Annotated in this window: 8 protein-coding genes; 2 read left to right on the top strand and 6 right to left on the bottom strand. The window is 56.9% G+C overall.

Going from position 1 to position 15,723, the window contains the following annotated elements; translation table 11 throughout:
* Window positions 1-370 precede the first annotated feature (370 nt).
* The 5 genes from BMW31_RS10435 to BMW31_RS13340 all read right to left on the bottom strand — a co-directional run bounded on the left by BMW31_RS10435 (window position 371) and on the right by BMW31_RS13340 (window position 8,677).
* A complete protein-coding gene (locus BMW31_RS10435) occupies window positions 371-2,308 on the bottom strand; it encodes a RagB/SusD family nutrient uptake outer membrane protein (RefSeq protein WP_091825315.1) in 1,938 nt (645 codons plus the stop codon).
* 10 nt (window positions 2,309-2,318) lie between these two features.
* Window positions 2,319-5,882: a TonB-dependent receptor gene (locus BMW31_RS10430; protein WP_091825390.1), complete on the bottom strand. Its 3,564-nt coding sequence runs from the start codon at window positions 5,880-5,882 to the stop codon at window positions 2,319-2,321.
* A 128-nt stretch (window positions 5,883-6,010) separates the two neighbouring features.
* Window positions 6,011-7,189, bottom strand: coding sequence for a FecR family protein (locus BMW31_RS10425; RefSeq protein WP_177166309.1), 1,179 nt, complete (start codon window positions 7,187-7,189; stop codon window positions 6,011-6,013).
* 112 nt (window positions 7,190-7,301) lie between these two features.
* Window positions 7,302-7,919, bottom strand: coding sequence for an RNA polymerase sigma factor (locus BMW31_RS10420; RefSeq protein ID WP_091825308.1), 618 nt, complete (start codon window positions 7,917-7,919; stop codon window positions 7,302-7,304).
* 311 nt (window positions 7,920-8,230) lie between these two features.
* Window positions 8,231-8,677, bottom strand: coding sequence for a hypothetical protein (locus BMW31_RS13340; RefSeq protein ID WP_143049191.1), 447 nt, complete (start codon window positions 8,675-8,677; stop codon window positions 8,231-8,233).
* Window positions 8,678-9,037: 360 nt separating this feature from the next.
* On the opposite strand from BMW31_RS13340, the gene BMW31_RS10415 reads away from it, so the two are divergent.
* Both BMW31_RS10415 and BMW31_RS10410 read left to right on the top strand, forming a co-directional pair.
* The gene (locus tag BMW31_RS10415; protein ID WP_091825305.1) at window positions 9,038-12,352 is read left to right on the top strand and encodes a SusC/RagA family TonB-linked outer membrane protein; all 3,315 of its coding nucleotides are present in this window, start codon (window positions 9,038-9,040) and stop codon (window positions 12,350-12,352) included.
* Between the two features lie 24 nt (window positions 12,353-12,376).
* Window positions 12,377-13,807: a RagB/SusD family nutrient uptake outer membrane protein gene (locus tag BMW31_RS10410; protein WP_091825385.1), complete on the top strand. Its 1,431-nt coding sequence runs from the start codon at window positions 12,377-12,379 to the stop codon at window positions 13,805-13,807.
* 556 nt (window positions 13,808-14,363) lie between these two features.
* Here BMW31_RS10410 and BMW31_RS10405 read toward each other — a convergent pair.
* The gene (locus tag BMW31_RS10405; RefSeq protein WP_091825301.1) at window positions 14,364-15,662 is read right to left on the bottom strand and encodes a serine hydrolase domain-containing protein; all 1,299 of its coding nucleotides are present in this window, start codon (window positions 15,660-15,662) and stop codon (window positions 14,364-14,366) included.
* Between the last annotated feature and the right edge of the window lie 61 nt (window positions 15,663-15,723).

The raw sequence follows: 15,723 nt of genomic DNA, 5'->3' as shown, positions 1-15,723 counted from the left end.
TTGAAAGTGCCATTCAAGAGGCTTGAAAGCCACCTCCTGCTCTTCTGCTCATAATTTGTTGATTTTTAACAGCTTATGAGCAGAGCTGCAAAAGGACTTTTCCTGCCGCAATCATCCCCTCCTAACCTCCCCTTTCTAAGGGGAGGATACAGGTTTGCCATGTGGGTATTCATTGCTGTTTTTCCATCTATCACTTTCCCGTTTTATAAATCAAGCAGCGAAAAAAATACTTTGTTACTCTGTCTTTAAAAAGGAGTTACTCTGTCTTTCATCCGCAGCAGCAAGCCAGCAGGAAACTGCAAGCAGCGAAAAAAAGCCCGGAACGGGGCCTTTGCAGGCACCGCTCCGGGTCACGGATGTTATCCTGAGATTACCATCCCGGATTCTGAACCAGCGTAGGACATACCTGTATCTCCGTGTTCAGGATAGGGAAAAGATAGTGCTTGGGCGTCTCGAAGGCGCGCTCTTCCTTGCAGAAACGCTCCATGCGGTAGTGCTTGCCGTCGATTTCTATGAGGCCTGCGGGGTCTTCTACGGGCCTCATGCCGTTTATCATGCGCTGACAACGTGGGTAGGAGCCCTTGTTCTGCTTCCAGTAGTTGATGGAGCGCTCGGTGTTGTTGCTGCCCATTGACAGGAAGGTTTGCTCCTTGGCCAGCTCTTCGGGGCTGGAGGGTTCGAGGTAGAGGCGGCAGTCCCAGGGACGCTTGTTCTCGTAGAAGAATTCCACGCGGCGCTCGCGGCGGATGTACTGGCGCATGAGGTCGCGGTCGGTGAGGGTCTGTGGCGGCATGGGCGACATGAAGGAGCGGGCCCTCACGCGGTTGATGAGGTCGTAGATTTCCTGGTTGGGGCCGTCTGTCTCATTCACGGCTTCGGCATAGATGTAGATAAACTCGGGCAGACGCCATATAGCCGGGCAGTTGAGTTGGAAGTCGCCGCTCTTGTTCCAGCCGTCTTTCATGAACTTGCGCAGGTAGTAGCCTGTGGTTGTAGCGTTGGTGGCGCCAATCTTGTCGGGGCCGTCGGCGGTGTTCATGGGCCTTGCGTTATTGGAATTGTCACGATAGGGGGCGCCGTGATACAGGATGTCGCGGTAGAAACGGGGGTCTCGGTGCACGTAAGGGTTACTGTCGTCGTAGCCTGCCGTGCGTGCTTCGGGGCTGTAGACGGGGTATCCATAGCCGTCGGGGGCCATGTACTCGTACTCGTCTACCTGTTCCTGCACGGGTTGCTGGCGTGAGCTGCCGCCGCGGCTGGGGGCATACTGGTCGCCCTGCCATGGTGCATTCTTGTCGCGGGCCACAAAGAACACGGCCTCGCTGGCCAGTGCATCGTAGTCGAAGAACATGTCCCACAGGCGGTGATATACGAGGGAGCCGTTGAGATTGCGGTTGCCGTCGTCCATGAAGTCAGATGCGTCGTACTTGTCATAGAGCTTGTAGCGCTGCGTTCCGTTAACTTTGAAGTCGAGCACGGCCTTGGCGGCCTCCTTTGCCTTTGTCCAGCGGGAGGCGTCGTAGGTGTATTCGCTCTCGAAGACGCGGGTTCCCTCGTAGCCGAACTTATCCTTGGCACCGTTGTAGAGCGGCGTGGCAGCTGTCCAGCGGGCAATGGCCATGAGGCCCAGGCAGGCGCCCTTGTCTACGCGGCCGAAGTTTTCGTCGTTGCGGCTGTAGACGTCCTGCACCCTGTCATAGGCTGCCTGGGCGTCTTTGATGATTTTCTCGACCACGGCGTGTACGCTCTCTTTCTGGAAGTTCTTTTCCGCATTAGCCGGTATGGAGTGGTCTATGTAAGGTATCTCTCCGTACGCCCGCACGAGCAACCAGTGCAGGTAGCCGCGCAGGAAGTAGAGTTCGCCGATGCGTTTGTTAAGGTCGCCGGGGCTCATGGCATTGTCGGGAGTGTTGTACTTCTCAATTCCTTCGAGGGTGACGTTGATGTGGCGGATGGCTTCATAGAGGCTGCTCCAGAACTGACGCACGTTACCCGGGAAGTTGGAGTTGGGGTTCCAGGCTCCCTGATTGTACAGGTTGCCGATGTTTCCCTCTACGTTGGTACTCTCGCACTCGTCGGTAATGGCGGCAGAGGAGAAGTGCTCCAGCCATACCAGTGGTCTGTTGGCCGCTTTGGCCAGGTAGTAAGCCTCCACGACGTTCTTGTCTACCTCCTCATAGCGGGTGTAGACATCTTCTTCTGACTTCTTGTCGTCTTCCTCCTTGTCCAGAAAGCTGTCGCTGCAGGCGGTCAGTCCGGTGAGCAGGCACAGTGTCCAGAGCAGTATGTTGATAGTTTTTGTTCTCATAGCCGTATGTTTAGAATGTTACGTTTACTCCAAAGTTAATAGTCTTCTGTATGGGATACCAGGTGCCGTTGCTGCTTGTTTCAGGGTCAACGTCAACATCATCGAGCCTGTCCCACGTGATGAGGTTCTGTCCCTGCACGTAGAAGCGCACCTGCTGCAGGTTAGCCACGCGGATGATGTTGTGGGGCAGCGAGTAGCCTATTTCGATGTTCTTCAGCCGCACGTACCGTCCGTCGTAGAGGAAGAGGCTGCTGTGCGAGTTCTTGTTGTTCAGATGGGTGCCCAGGTGCAAGGCCGGATACTTGGCGGAGGCGGCGTTGTCGGCCGTCCATCGCTGCAGGTGGATGCCCTTGACCTTGCCCATCTTGTCCTGATCGAAGTTGGGAAAGTCGTAGATAGCAGCGCCCGTGAGCTGTATGGAGGTGTTGGCGGCGCCCTGGAAGAGGATGCTGAAGTCGAGTCCTTTGTAGGAGAAGCCTACCGGAACGCCGAACATGATTTCGGGACTGCGTGGGTATCCGGTGGCTGCACGGTCCTTGTCGTCGATGACTTTGTCGCCGTTCATGTCCTTGTAAACGGCATCGCCCGGTATCAGTTTACCCGCCGCAGCCTGTATGCCCAACTGGTTGAGGGCGTCGGCTTCGGCCTGGTCGGCCACGAAATGGTCGAACACATAGCAGAAGTTGGTGTACATGCTCTTGCCGGTGGCCTTGCGCCACGTGTTTGTTCCCCAGTCAATCTCGTTGGTAAAGATGATTTTGTTGCGGGCGAAGGTAAAGTTCGGCTTCACGTAATACCTGAAGTCCTTGCCTATCTTGTCCATCCACGTCATCTCGATGTCGAATCCGTGGTTGCGTACTTTGCTGGAATTGATGTACGGCGACGACTTGCCTACGATGCTGGGGTAGTCGATGCGCTGAATGTCATCACCCGCATTGGTGTGCAAGTTGGTCAAGATGTTGTAGCGATTCTCGATGAAGAAGTCGAACGACATGCTCAGTCGCTGGTTCAGCATGGTGATGTCGATGCCGAAATTGGTCTTCTTGGCTTTCTCCCAGGTAAGTGCCGCGTTGCCCAGACGGGCTTCCCTGTTGCCGTCGAGCCAATTGTCGAGCGTGGGACCGAAGCTGTAGCGGTCGGCTCTTTCATAATAGGAAAGGTATGCAAAACGGTCGCCGGGCAGCTTGTCGCTGCCCACCAGTCCGTAGGAAGCTCTCACCTTGAGGTAGTCGAGCCATGACTGGGTGCGCTCCATGAACTTCTCATTAGAGATAACCCAGCCCACCGAAGCCGACGGGAAGAAGCCGTAACGCTGGCCGCGGGCAAAGTTCTCGGAGCCGTTATAACCGAAGCTGAACTCCGTGAGATACTTGCGCATATAGTTATAGGTGGCATGGCCCGTCATGCCTTGATAGCGGTAGTAAGGCTGGTTGCCCACGGTACGCTCGCTGCGGTTGGCCAGGAAGAGGGCCGAAACCTCGTGCACGCTGTTGAAAGTGCGGTTGTACTCCAGCTTGAACTGCGCGTAGTAGCGTGATTCCTGGTCGCGGTTGTCGACGCTGTTGTTGCGGTTCTGGTCTATATTGTATTTGTTTCCGCCTCCGTACACACCCGTGTACTGCTGTGTGGGGTCCATGTAAACGTCGATGCCCTGTACGGGTTCAAACGTAGCATAGCCCGGGAAGTTCTTGTAACCCTCACCGTAGTAGGGAATATCTCGCTTTATCCAGCGGCATCCATGGAAGTCGTAAGAGAACGACCCCTCAACTTTGAGGCCGGGAGTGATGAAGTCTAATTTGTGTCCTAAGGTCAGGGTGCCCTCGAAGTAGGTGTTCTTCTCGTTCTGATAGCCCGTACGCGTCAGCTCGCCAAGGATGTTGTAGCGGTACGTCTGCGTGCCGAAGAGCACGCCGCGGGGATTGTCGACGAATATCTTGTCATTGGAAGCGTCGCCTGTTGGGTCGAGTGTGATGGGCAGCATGGGCGGTTGTGTGTTGGCCAGGGTTATCACCTTGTCGGCTGAAGTGCCCGGAGAGGTGCGGTCGGTGATGCGGCCGCCGATGTCGAATTTGGCATAGAAGTTCTTTGTTATGTTGATGTCGATGTTTGAACGGATGTTGTAACGGTCGAATTTACTTCTGGCCCCGTTGTTCTCCTCGGATGAGTATTTATAGTTGGTGCCCTGGGTGAAGTAGTTGGCCATTACGAAGTACTGCACCTTGTCGCTGCCTCCCTGGATGGAGAGGGTGTAGTCTTGTTGTGGCGCAGTCTTGAAGGCATAGTCAAAGTAATCCCAGTTGTAGCCCTGCCCATTGCGGAAGGCGTCGATTGACTTCTGCGGGAAGAGCGGCAGACGGTCAATTTCCTCCTGCGAGTAGCCGTTCATCAGCGCATCGTTTCTCATGGCTTCGTTGAACAACATGGCATAATCGGCCGAACCGAGATACTTCGGATACTTCACTGCCTTGTCGAAGCCGAAGGATGCCTTGAAGTTAACCATGGCGCGTTCGTTGGCTTGTCCGCGCTTTGTTGTGATGACTACGACGCCGTTGGCACCGCGGATACCGTACTGGGCTGTGGCCGATGCGTCTTTCAGAATGGTGAAGGTCTCAATCTCATCGGGTGAGAGATAGCTCATGTCGCGTTCCACCCCGTCCACTATCACAATGGGTGACTGGTCGTTGAAGGTAGCTTTGCCGCGGATGAAGATTTCGGCCTTGTCCACGCCAGGCTCTCCTCCGCTGTACTGGTTGGCTATTAATCCGGGCAAACGGCCTGCCAATGCGTTGTTGATATTGGCCGTGGGGCTCTGCGCCAGGTCCTTGGTGGTGATGGTGGCTACGGCTCCGGTAAGCGTCTCCTTGCGCTGGCGGGTGTAGCCTACGGCCACAACCTCCTCCAGCGCCTTGGCATCTTCGGTCATGGCAACCTCTATTTCGCGACGCCCCTCCAGGTGAATTTCCCTGGGCTGGTAGCCTACATACGACACCACAAGAATGGCATTGGCGTACGGAACGGTGACGGTGAAGTTGCCGTTCACGTCGGTCACGGCTCCGGTATTCATGCCCTTTACCGTTATGGAGGCACCTATTAGCGTCTCGCGTGTAAGTTTGTCGATGACGCGGCCGTGAACCGTCACGTTTTCATCTTTGACCGGAGGCAGTGCGGTCTTAACTGCCACGGGCTCCGACCTCCTCACGCCCTTCCTCTTATACAGCGTAACCTGCCGCCCCATGAGCTTGTAGGCCACGTTGGTGTTGTTGAGCAGCACGTCCAGGGCAGCCCCGATGCTTTTGTCGCGCAGCTGTACGGAGATGCGCTTGCGCAGTTCCTTTCTCACCTCTTCGGTGTAGATGAACACGTAGCCGTCGCTTTTCTCAATCTTGCTGATAGCACTTTCTATCGTGGCATTGTTGACATTGAGCGTGATGTTGGCGCTTTGCGAATAGGCATTGGCCCCAAACACATTCATCACGCACACGAAGAGCAGAAGGATGGACAGCCACAGGCTTCTGCCGATGTTTCTTGCTCCCCCGTTACTGATGGTGGGGAGCGTTGTTTCAGGTATGTACATGTGCATTAAATTTATGATTATAAAAGAATGGTAGTAGAAAAACAGAGTAAGGTTTCAGCATGTGGAGGGAGGCCTGCAGGCATCTCTCGGCCGGCGTGTTTTGTGGTTAGTTCTTTTCATAGGTTCAATTATTGTTTGTCAGTCAGTCTTACCGTGTTTCCGCTGCGGGTGTAGTGGGTCGAGGTGAGCAGCGAGATGGAGGTCAGCACGTCGTCGATGTTGCCCGATAGCAGCAGCTTGCCCGTTACGTGCTTGCCCGACAGGGCTGCCGCACGGGCGTCGAAGCTCACGTTGTAGTACTTGCTCACGCGGTTCAGCACCTGTGCTATGGGCGTGTTGTCAAAGATGAAGATGCCGTTCACCCAGCTTGTGTAGAGTTCCGGGTCCACGTGTTGTTTGGCCAGCCGGCCGCCGTTAAGCGATGCCATCTCGTTGGGCTTCATCTCCACGCTGCTGCCGTTGGCGGCGCGTACGCTCACCTTGCCTCTCACCAGAACCACCGACGAGTTGCCCTCGCCCGCGTAGGCCGACAGGTTGAAGCAGGTGCCGTGGACCGTTACGTCGAGCTTCGGAGTGTGCACGATGAACGGATGACGGGCCGACCGGGCCACGTCTATGTATATCTCCCCGTCTACGCGGATGTGGCGTTCGCCGCCCGCGAAGGTGCCGGGGAATTCCATCTCCGTGCCCGAATTTATCCACACACGAGAGCCGTCGGCCAGTGTAACGAAGGTGCGCTTGCCGTAGGGCACCACTATCCGGTTGGTCTTGCCGCCGGCTATCACCATTTTGCTGGCCTTGCGGGCGCTGTCGGTGCAGGTAATGTGGCCGTTGGAGAGCTGCAGCTGCGTGTTTTCCTGCAGCTGCACGGTCTTGTTTCCGGCGATGAGCAGGATGTCCTCGTCGGGCTGTATCTGGCCTACTATTTCTTCCCTCACGGGGTTCAGGCTCCTGTCGTGTGCAAAATACAGATACAGGGTGGCCGAGAGCAGCACCACCAGGCATGCCGCCACGCCTGCCGCACGGTAGATGCGCAGCCGGCGCCGGCGCCTGTCGGCCGCTGCCAGGTGCTCGCAGATGCTGCGGTACAGTACGTCGGTATCCGCAAAGGTGCGCTCGTTGATGCGTATCTGGTCGCAGGCAGCAATGGCCTCGTCGAACTCTTGCTGTTCTTCGGGGTGGCTGCGGATGTAGTTCTGCCAGTATTCATCCTGCTCGGGAGTACGCGTGAGGCGCCAGAGGATGAAGCTCCTGTCTTTGGAATTGAGGAAAGCAGAATGGCTGAATGTATGTTGTCGTTTGTCCATTTTCATGTAATAACAACCTAAGGACAATCACACCCGGAGATTGTAGACACGCGGCGGTACGGAAAGAAGGGTGATTTAACAAACATTAAGTCTCCCTCCGCGGTTCCTGCAACTATGAGAAATCTCTCAGGTAGGCGAGGAACATGACCACCACGAGCGGCATGTCCATCTCCGAAGCCTTGCGTCTCATGGTCTCCAGGGCGCGGTACACCAGCTTGCGTACCGACCCGTTGGTCATTTCCAGCAACCGGGCAATGTCGTCGTAGGCCATGTTCTGCATGTAACGCAGATAGATGGCCTCGCGCTGGCGGGGTGTAAGTTCGCGCAGCAGCGCTGCCACGTTGTCGCGCAGCAGCGCCCGGTCTTCCTCGTTGGTCAGCGTGTCGAGTATCGTCACCTCGGTGGCAAAGGGCAGTTCTTCTATCTTCACGTCCTTCAGCCGGGTGTTGCGCAGGCCGGTGCTTATCAGCCTGTTCCTGAACGAACCGAACAGGTAGACCGTTATGTTGCCTATCTCGTAGCTGCGGCCTGCATCCTGAAAGAGGCGGAAAAACAAGTCGTGGGCCACGTCCTTGCACGTTTCCTCGTCGAAACCGAGGCTGCATCCGTAAGCCAACAGGTCGTGAATGTTCAGGTCGTAGATACGGGAGAAGGCCTTCTCCCTGTCCACGCCGCTTACAAAATTGCTCCAATAGGCATTCAGCTGCTCCTGTTTCTCTTTCGTTCGCATGTCATCAGGTTTTCCCGTTGGCTGTTTTTCCTTTTTATATATAAGGCCGGCTGCGGGGGGATGTCACGAGGTTTGTTCTTTGCAAAGGTACAAAAAAAATGAGAATGGCAAGTTTTTCGGCTCATAAGTAATCTGAATATCTGCCTCCGGAGGTGTCCTTCAAGCGTCTTGAAAGCATCCTTCAACGAGCTTGAAGATGCCCTTCAAGGGGCTTGAAAGGCATCTTTTTCTTCCTTACATGTAACCTATTGATTTGCAGATGGTTGCAAATTAAACTTATGAAGAGCCATTTGCAGGGCCATCATCCCCTCCTAACCTCCCCTTTCTAAGGGGAGGAAAGGCTGCTGATAGTTTTTAAAGACAGCGTAACCGCGTAATTTTTCTGCTGCTGTTGCGGTGTAAAGACAGAGTAACAAAGTATTTTTTCTGCTGCTCTTGCAGTGTAAAGACAGAGTAACAAAGTATTTTTTCTGCTGCTCTTGCAGTGTAAAGACAGAGTAACAAAGTATTGTTTTACTGCTGTGGGGGTGTTTATACGTTAAGAAAGAATAAGCAACAATGTGCTGCAAAGCTAACTGGTATCCTCCCCTTGGAAAGGGGAGGCGGAGGAGGGGATGACCACTTGGCAGGCAGTTGACAATCTGCCGGCAGGCTGTTGGTAATTTCCTGGTGTAATCATCCCCTCCTAACCTCCCCTTTCTAAGGGGAGGATACAGGTTTGCCATGTGGGTATTCATTGCTGTTTTTCCATCTATCACTTTCCCGTTTTATAAATCAAGCAGCGAAAAAATTACTCTGTTACTCTGTCTTTAAAAAGCATCTACGCTGTCTTTCACCCGCAGCAGCAAGCCAGCTGTGCATGATTATGCGGCGAAAAAGATGGCGGCTGGTCCGTTGCTCGTCCCATGCGGACCTGCCAATTCGGACAAGCTGCTGTGGGGAAGGCGCGGTTTCTGGCAGCAGAAAGCTGAAGATTAAGGTACGAAATTACATATTCTTTCTTTTTCGAGCTTAAATATTAAGATTTATTGGTTAAACTCTTGCTTGTCTTAAAAATATTATTATATTTGCAAAAACAAGTCAAAAATACGAAGTTTACATACTTAATACCAACAACTATGAAACAGGCAACGCTCAACACCGACCCGGCCACCGGTCGCGCAACGGCTAAACGACTGTTTGTAACGGGCGTGCTCACCCTGATGATTGCGCTCCCGGCCGTGGCTCAGAAGACCGTTACGGGCACCGTTACCGACGAACAGGGCGAACCGCTCTACGGAGTCAGTATCGTGATGAAAGGCACGGCTCGCGGGGTAACGTCAGATGCCAAGGGCCAGTTCAGCCTCAAAGTGGACGACGAGAGCACCATTCTCGTATTCCGCTACCTTGGTATGGAGCCCCAGCAGGCATCCGTCAGGGGGCGCACAAGGCTTGAGGTAAAGCTCCGGGAGTCGTCGTCCACCCTCTCGGAGGTGACGGTGGTCTCCACGGGTTACCAGCGGCTGAGCCGCGAACGCTCCACGGCGGCCTTCGGTTTCGTGGACTCCACGCGCCTGAACAACCAGAACTTCCGCAATCTGGAGACGGCTCTGGAGGGCCAGGTGGCCGGTCTGAGGGTGAATACAGTGAACGACGGCACCTCTCAACAGCCCATTATACGCGGCGTGGGCACGCTTTCGGCCGACGTGGGTACGCAGCCGCTCATCGTTATTGACAACATGCCGACGGGCATGTCGTTAACTGACATCAACCCGTACATCGTAGAGAGCATCACTGTACTGAAGGATGCGGCCGCTGCCAGCATCTACGGAGCGCGCGCGGCCAATGGTGTTATCGTGGTGACGACGAAGAGCGCCCGCAACGAAGGGGTGCACGTGAGCGTGAATGCCGACTGGTTCCTGACCTCGAAGCAGAACTTCGACGCCCTTCACCTGCAGTCGGCAAGCCAGATGATTGACTTCCAGACGCAGCTGTTCGACTCCTACGTGGCCGACGCCGGCAGCATCGATGCCTACTTCGACAACCGTGGCGCTGCCTACTATCAGCCCCTCTACCAGCTCTACCGCGACCGGCATGACGGCAAACTCACACAGGCAGAGGTTGACGCGCAGCTGGCCGGCTGGCGCAAAAACGACTACTACGCCCAGTATCGCGACCATCTGTGGCGCACGGCCGTGAACCAGCGCTACAATGTACGCCTCTCGCAACGCGCCGGCAAGAGCAACCACTCGCTCACGTTCAGCTACTCCAACTCCAAAGGACAGGACAAGGCCGACTTCGGTACCAATGCCTTTGCCGTCTACCTGCACAGCAACTACAAGCTCGCTAAGTGGCTCAGCGTTGATGCGGGCATAGACGTGAACCTGGCACAGGGCCGGCAGGGAACCTCCTACGGCTACAACTCACAGGAACGCTACCTGCAACTGATAGACGCCGAGGGCCGCAGCGTGACCTATCCCAACGCCTCCTTCGGCGGCTATGCGGGGCAGGGCACGAACCTGAACGCCATCGCCGCCGTGGCTCACCCCGACCTCTACATGCCTTTCTCGTTCAATGCCATCGACCAACTGCACGAGAGCATGACCAAAACAAAGAGCGTGAGCCTGCGCCCCTTTGTAAGTATCGACGCGCAGTTCCTCCGATTCTTCCGCTACACCTTGAGCTACCAGTACGAGTGGAACCAAAATAAAACGGAGCTGTTCGACGAGCAGAACTCCTATGCCATGCGCATGACGCACAACGGCATGATAACGGCCGACGGCAAGAGCCTGCTCCCCACGGGCGGCAGATACCGCCAGACGGAGCTCGGAAGCAACAACTACACGCTGCGTAACCAGCTGGGGTTCGACCGCACCTGGCTGCACCACGCCGTCAATGCCATCGTAGGCATGGAGTTCAGGCAGAACCACAGGCCCCGCATCATTGAGCAGCTGATGTACGGATACAATCCGCAGACGCTCACATCCGTCAACATGGACTGGGCCACTCTGCACGACACGGGCTGGGAGAGCGAGCTCTACGGCCGCAACATGACACTGGGCGGGCCCGCCACCCGGCAGCAGATCACGCGCCACCGCTATGCTTCGCTCTACGCCAATGCCGGCTATACCTTCATGCAGAAGTACAACCTCACGGCCAGCATACGCTGGGATGAGGCCGACCTCTTCGGTCTCGACACCAACGAACAGAAGCATCCGCTCTGGTCCTTGGGTGCAGGATGGCTGCTGTCGGAGGAGAAATTCATGAAGACCGTGCGCTGGATAGACTATCTCCGACTGCGTGCAACCTACGGAATCAACGGCAACGTGGACCAGGCTTCTGCCACTTACTTCGTTGCCACGTACAAGACGCAGCGCAATCCCGTGACCTCCACCTACCTTGACTACGGCGACGACGACCTGCCCAACCCGCGACTGCGCTGGGAAAAGACCGCCACCACCAACGTGGGTGTCGACTTCCGCGTGCTCGATAACGTGCTTAGCGGAAGCCTGGAGTATTACAACCGCCGCGCCAGTGACCTGCTGGTGAAGCGTTACCTGGACCCAACGCTCGGCGCGGAGAACCGAGTTGTGAACAACGGAGCCATGCGCAACCGCGGCGTTGAGCTCACCCTGAACGCCAACATCTACCGTAACCGCGACTGGAAGGTGGCTGCCAGCCTCACCTACTCGCGCAACTCGAACCGCATACTCGAAGTAGACGTGAACCAGAACGCCACGGCGGCCGACTTTATCCGCGCCCCGCAGAACAACTTCATCAAAGGAACAGCCTACAACACCCTGTGGGCCTACAGGCTCGGAAGGGTGGAGAACGGCTATCCCGTGATACTTGACGACGAGGGAAACGACATGGTTACCTTCGGTGCTGACGGCGACGTGGCCTCCATTCGCTACTCCTCGAGCCTCAAGGGCACCGCTGCGCTGAAGAACTGCGGCACCATCACGCCCAAGTACAACGGCGGAGTGGGGCTGCAGGTGGGCTGGAGAGACATCGAACTCAATGCCATGTTCATCTTCGCCGGCGGCAACAAGTTGCGCATGCCCACGCCTTCGCTCTCGCAGGGAGGCGACAACACGCGCGAAAGTCTTACGAGCTGGAATGGCACCAGCGGCGTGCGGCTGTATCACGACATGTCGGTAACGGCACGGCAGTACGCCTCTGCCTTCGACGAATGGTGGCAGTACAGCGACGCCCGGGTAAAGAGCGCCGCCTTCATGAAGCTGCGCAACGTGAGCATCAGCTACCACCTGCCGCGCCCGCTCTGCCGTAAGGCAGGCATGAGCGGCATCGCCCTGCGCCTGCAGGCCAGCAACCTGCTCTCCTGGTCGGCAGCAGGCGACGACATAGACCCCGAGACCTTCGGCCTCAACGGCGGCTCCCGCTCCATGAAGAGGCCGCGAACCTTCTCCATCGGACTATCGGCTAACTTCTAACCTAACCCCACACAGAACATGTATATGCGCAAGATAATCTCCCTCCTGGCGGTACTCGGGGCGCTCCTTTGCACCTCCTGCGACCACTACATCGACATCAAGCCCACCGGCGACATAACTATAGACTCCGCCCGGCAGTACCTCCAGCTGGTCGCCATCCCCAACCGGGCGTACTATCCCACGGCCTTTGCCATGCTGACGGACAACAGCTGGATTAAGGAATCGACCGTTTTCGGCAACGAGAACATCTCCTTCGACGGCATCAACACCACCTTCAACGAGGCTGCCGACAGGCTCGTGCTACGCGACAACAACCTCTACGAGAACTGCTACGACTACATCCTGCGGCAGAACATCGTGCTCTCGGAGGTTGATGCCAGCATCGGAGACGACGCCACCAAGTGGCTGGCCAAGGCCGAGGCACGCACCATGAGGGCGTGGGACCACTTCGTGGCCGTTAACACCTTTGCCAAAGCCTACGACCCGCAGACCGCCGGCACGGACGGAGGCGTGGCCATCGTGAGCGAATACAACCTGGAAAAGAACCCGACGAAAGCCACCGTGGCCGAAGTGTACGACTTCATTCTCCGCGAGATTGATGAAGCAGCGCCCCAACTCTCCGCCAATCCCATGGACGTGTACCACCCCTCACGCGCCTTCGGCTACGCTTTCCAGGCGCAGGCCCACCTCTTCCACCACGACTGGCAGCAGGCCCTGGAAGCTGCAGAGAAGTCTCTGGAACTGAACAACCGGCTGGTTGACTACGTTGCCCTGCAGGAAGCCGACCCGCAGTCGGACTGGAAAACGGCCACGCCCTATGCCAAAGGCGACAATCCCGAAGTGCTTAACTACGCCGGCATGGGCGGGGTAACGGACAACCTGACCTACACCTACGGTATGATAAGCCCCGAGCTGGTGCAGCTCATGGGGCCCGACGACTGCCGACTCTCGCTCTTCTTCAAGACCACCGGCAACTCGTCGTACTACTTCGACGAGGGTTCGGGCGCCGCGCTGTGGAACTCCCGCGCCACCTACACCCGCTTCTACTACAGCTCCGTGGGGCTCCGAACGGCCGAGGTGTACCTCATCAAGGCCGAATGTCAGGCCCGCCTGGGCGACCTCGCCGGCGCCACGGCCACGCTCAACCTGCTGCGTGCCAAGCGCATCAGGGGCGACTCGGCCCTCATCTCGCAACCCGCAACGGAGCAGGAGATGATGATGCAGGTCATCACCGAGCGCCGCAAGGAACTGCTCTTTGGCTTCCACCGCTTCTGGGACCTCAAACGGCTGAACACGGAGCCGGCCTACGCCACGACCGTTACGCGTACCTTCCCGCTCGTTTCCACCGACTTTGCACACCAAACCTACACGCTCCGCCCCGGCTCCAGCCTCTACATCATCCCCTTCCCCGAGAGTGTAAGGAGCATGAACCCCAACATCACCAACAATTATTAGGTCGTGGGGGAAGCCTGCCCCGGCCCTCACGAAGGGAGGGAGCACTGTTGTGAGCGGCGGGTGGATAGGAGTAAAGACTGCCGTTCTTGCCCCCATGCAATCCATACCATAAGGCTCCCTCCCCTTGGGAGGGTTGGGGTAGGCTCCCCTTTATCATCCCCTCCTCCGCCTCCCCTTTCCAAGGGGAGGATACCAGATACCCTTTCCGCTGTTATTATATATGGAGTTAGCTGGCGTATGCGTACAGGCGCCAGAGTATCCTCCCCTTGGAAAGGGGAGGTTAGGAGGGGATGATGGAGGCAGGAAAGGTTCTTTTACGGCTCTGTCAATAAGTTATTAAAAATCAACAAGTTATGAGCAGATGAATAAAAGGTGCCCTTCAAGCCTCTTGAAAGCCACCTTCAAGGACGCTGAAGGATGCCTTCAAGGAGCTTGAACGATAGCTTCGGGAAAAGTGGAGATATAGGGCAAGTGCGGCGAGGGGTGCCCGGGGCTCTGCCGGAGGCGGGGAGAAGGACGGACGGAGGGCGCACGGGGGCGTTATGCCTGCCCGTGCCTACTCCAGCGAGTCGTAGAGGGCGCGCTTGAAACGGCCGAAGATATCGAGGCGGTTGTACTTCCAGTTCCACGGTACGGGCGACACCCGGTTGGTGAGGAACACGTAAACCAGCTGGTTATCGGGGTCTACCCACACCTCTGTTCCCGTAAAGCCGCTGTGGCCGAAGGTGCTTAGCGGCAGGAAGTTGGCGGCATCGTGCGCATCCGGACGGTCGAACCCGAGGCCCCGGCGGCTGATGTCGCTCTGCGTGGTCTCGAAGAGCCGGCACGTTGACTGGCTGAGATACCGCCGGCCGTTGAGCTCTCCCTTGTTGAGGTACATCTGGTAGATGAGCGCCAAGTCTTGGGCCGTGGAGAAGAGTCCGGCCTCTCCGGCCACGCCGCCCATGAACGATGCCACCTCGTCTTGTGTGTAGCCCTGCATCTCGCGCAGTCCTCGCAGCACGTCGTTCTGCACCGTTGGCACTATCTGCTGCCTGCCATAGCGGCGCCGGGGCAGGAAGAGGGTGTGGCGGGCGCCCATGGGCAGGTAGAACGACTGTTCCACATAGTCGGACAGCGACTGCCCCGTAATGGCCTCCACGACCCACTGCAGGACGATGAAGCCTATGTCGCTGTAGCTGTACCGGCGCGGTCCCAGCTCCACGCGCGCCACCCTGGCGCGCAGTGTATCTGCGTAGCGGTCGGCAAACCACATGCCGTCGTAAACGTGCTGGTGGTGAGTAGCGTCCTCAACTGGGCTGAACGTGCCGGGCAGGTAGCTGAAGTGCGACATGAAGAGGTGCTCCTCCAGCTGGTTGGGGTGGCGTTCGTCGGGTTGTTTCTGCGTGAGGGGCGGGGCGAAGGAGCTGCTGTCTACGGCCGCTTCGTAGAAGGGAATGGTCATGGGAAAGCCTGACTGGTGGAACAGCAGGTCGCCGATGGTGATGCCGCTCTTATCGGCCGTGCGCAGGAAAGGCAGGTAGCGGGAGGCCCGGTCGTCAAGCCGCAGGCGCCCCTCGTCGTAGAGTTTCATTACTGCCAGCACGGTGGCAGTGGTCTTGGTGACCGAGGCCAGGTCGTAGAGGTCGGTGGGCTGCACCTTCCGGTGCACGCGGTCGGAGTGGTAGCCGTAGCATTTGCTCAGCACCACCCGCCCATGCTGCGCCACTACTACCTGGCATCCGGGAAATGCTCCCATACGGATGCCGTAGCCGGCTATGGAGTCTACGGCCGGCGCAAGTTTCTCTACACACACCCGTTTCTGCGCCGCACAGGGCAGAAACAGCAAACCGAGCATGAAAAGTAGGTTCTTCATCTATCTTAATTCCTTATCTGTCAAAACACTCCCAAAGGCCGATGGCCTTCAGGTTCCTTGT

Source organism: Prevotella sp. kh1p2, from assembly GCF_900111525.1.
GTDB lineage: Bacteria > Bacteroidota > Bacteroidia > Bacteroidales > Bacteroidaceae > Prevotella.
The sequence above is the reverse complement of the archived record's forward strand: the minus strand, read 5'-3'. Positions and strand labels throughout refer to the sequence as shown.

Bases quoted from the DNA above. Each gene is read 5' to 3' on its own strand.
- BMW31_RS10430 (WP_091825390.1), bottom strand. From the start codon at position 5,882: ATGTACATACCTGAAACAACGCTCCCCACCATCAGTAACGGGGGAGCA.
- BMW31_RS10435 (WP_091825315.1), bottom strand. From the start codon at position 2,308: ATGAGAACAAAAACTATCAACATACTGCTCTGGACACTGTGCCTGCTC.
- BMW31_RS10410 (WP_091825385.1), top strand. From the start codon at position 12,377: ATGCGCAAGATAATCTCCCTCCTGGCGGTACTCGGGGCGCTCCTTTGC.
- BMW31_RS10405 (WP_091825301.1), bottom strand. From the start codon at position 15,662: ATGAAGAACCTACTTTTCATGCTCGGTTTGCTGTTTCTGCCCTGTGCG.
- BMW31_RS10420 (WP_091825308.1), bottom strand. From the start codon at position 7,919: ATGCGAACGAAAGAGAAACAGGAGCAGCTGAATGCCTATTGGAGCAAT.
- BMW31_RS10415 (WP_091825305.1), top strand. From the start codon at position 9,038: ATGAAACAGGCAACGCTCAACACCGACCCGGCCACCGGTCGCGCAACG.
- BMW31_RS10425 (WP_177166309.1), bottom strand. From the start codon at position 7,189: ATGGACAAACGACAACATACATTCAGCCATTCTGCTTTCCTCAATTCC.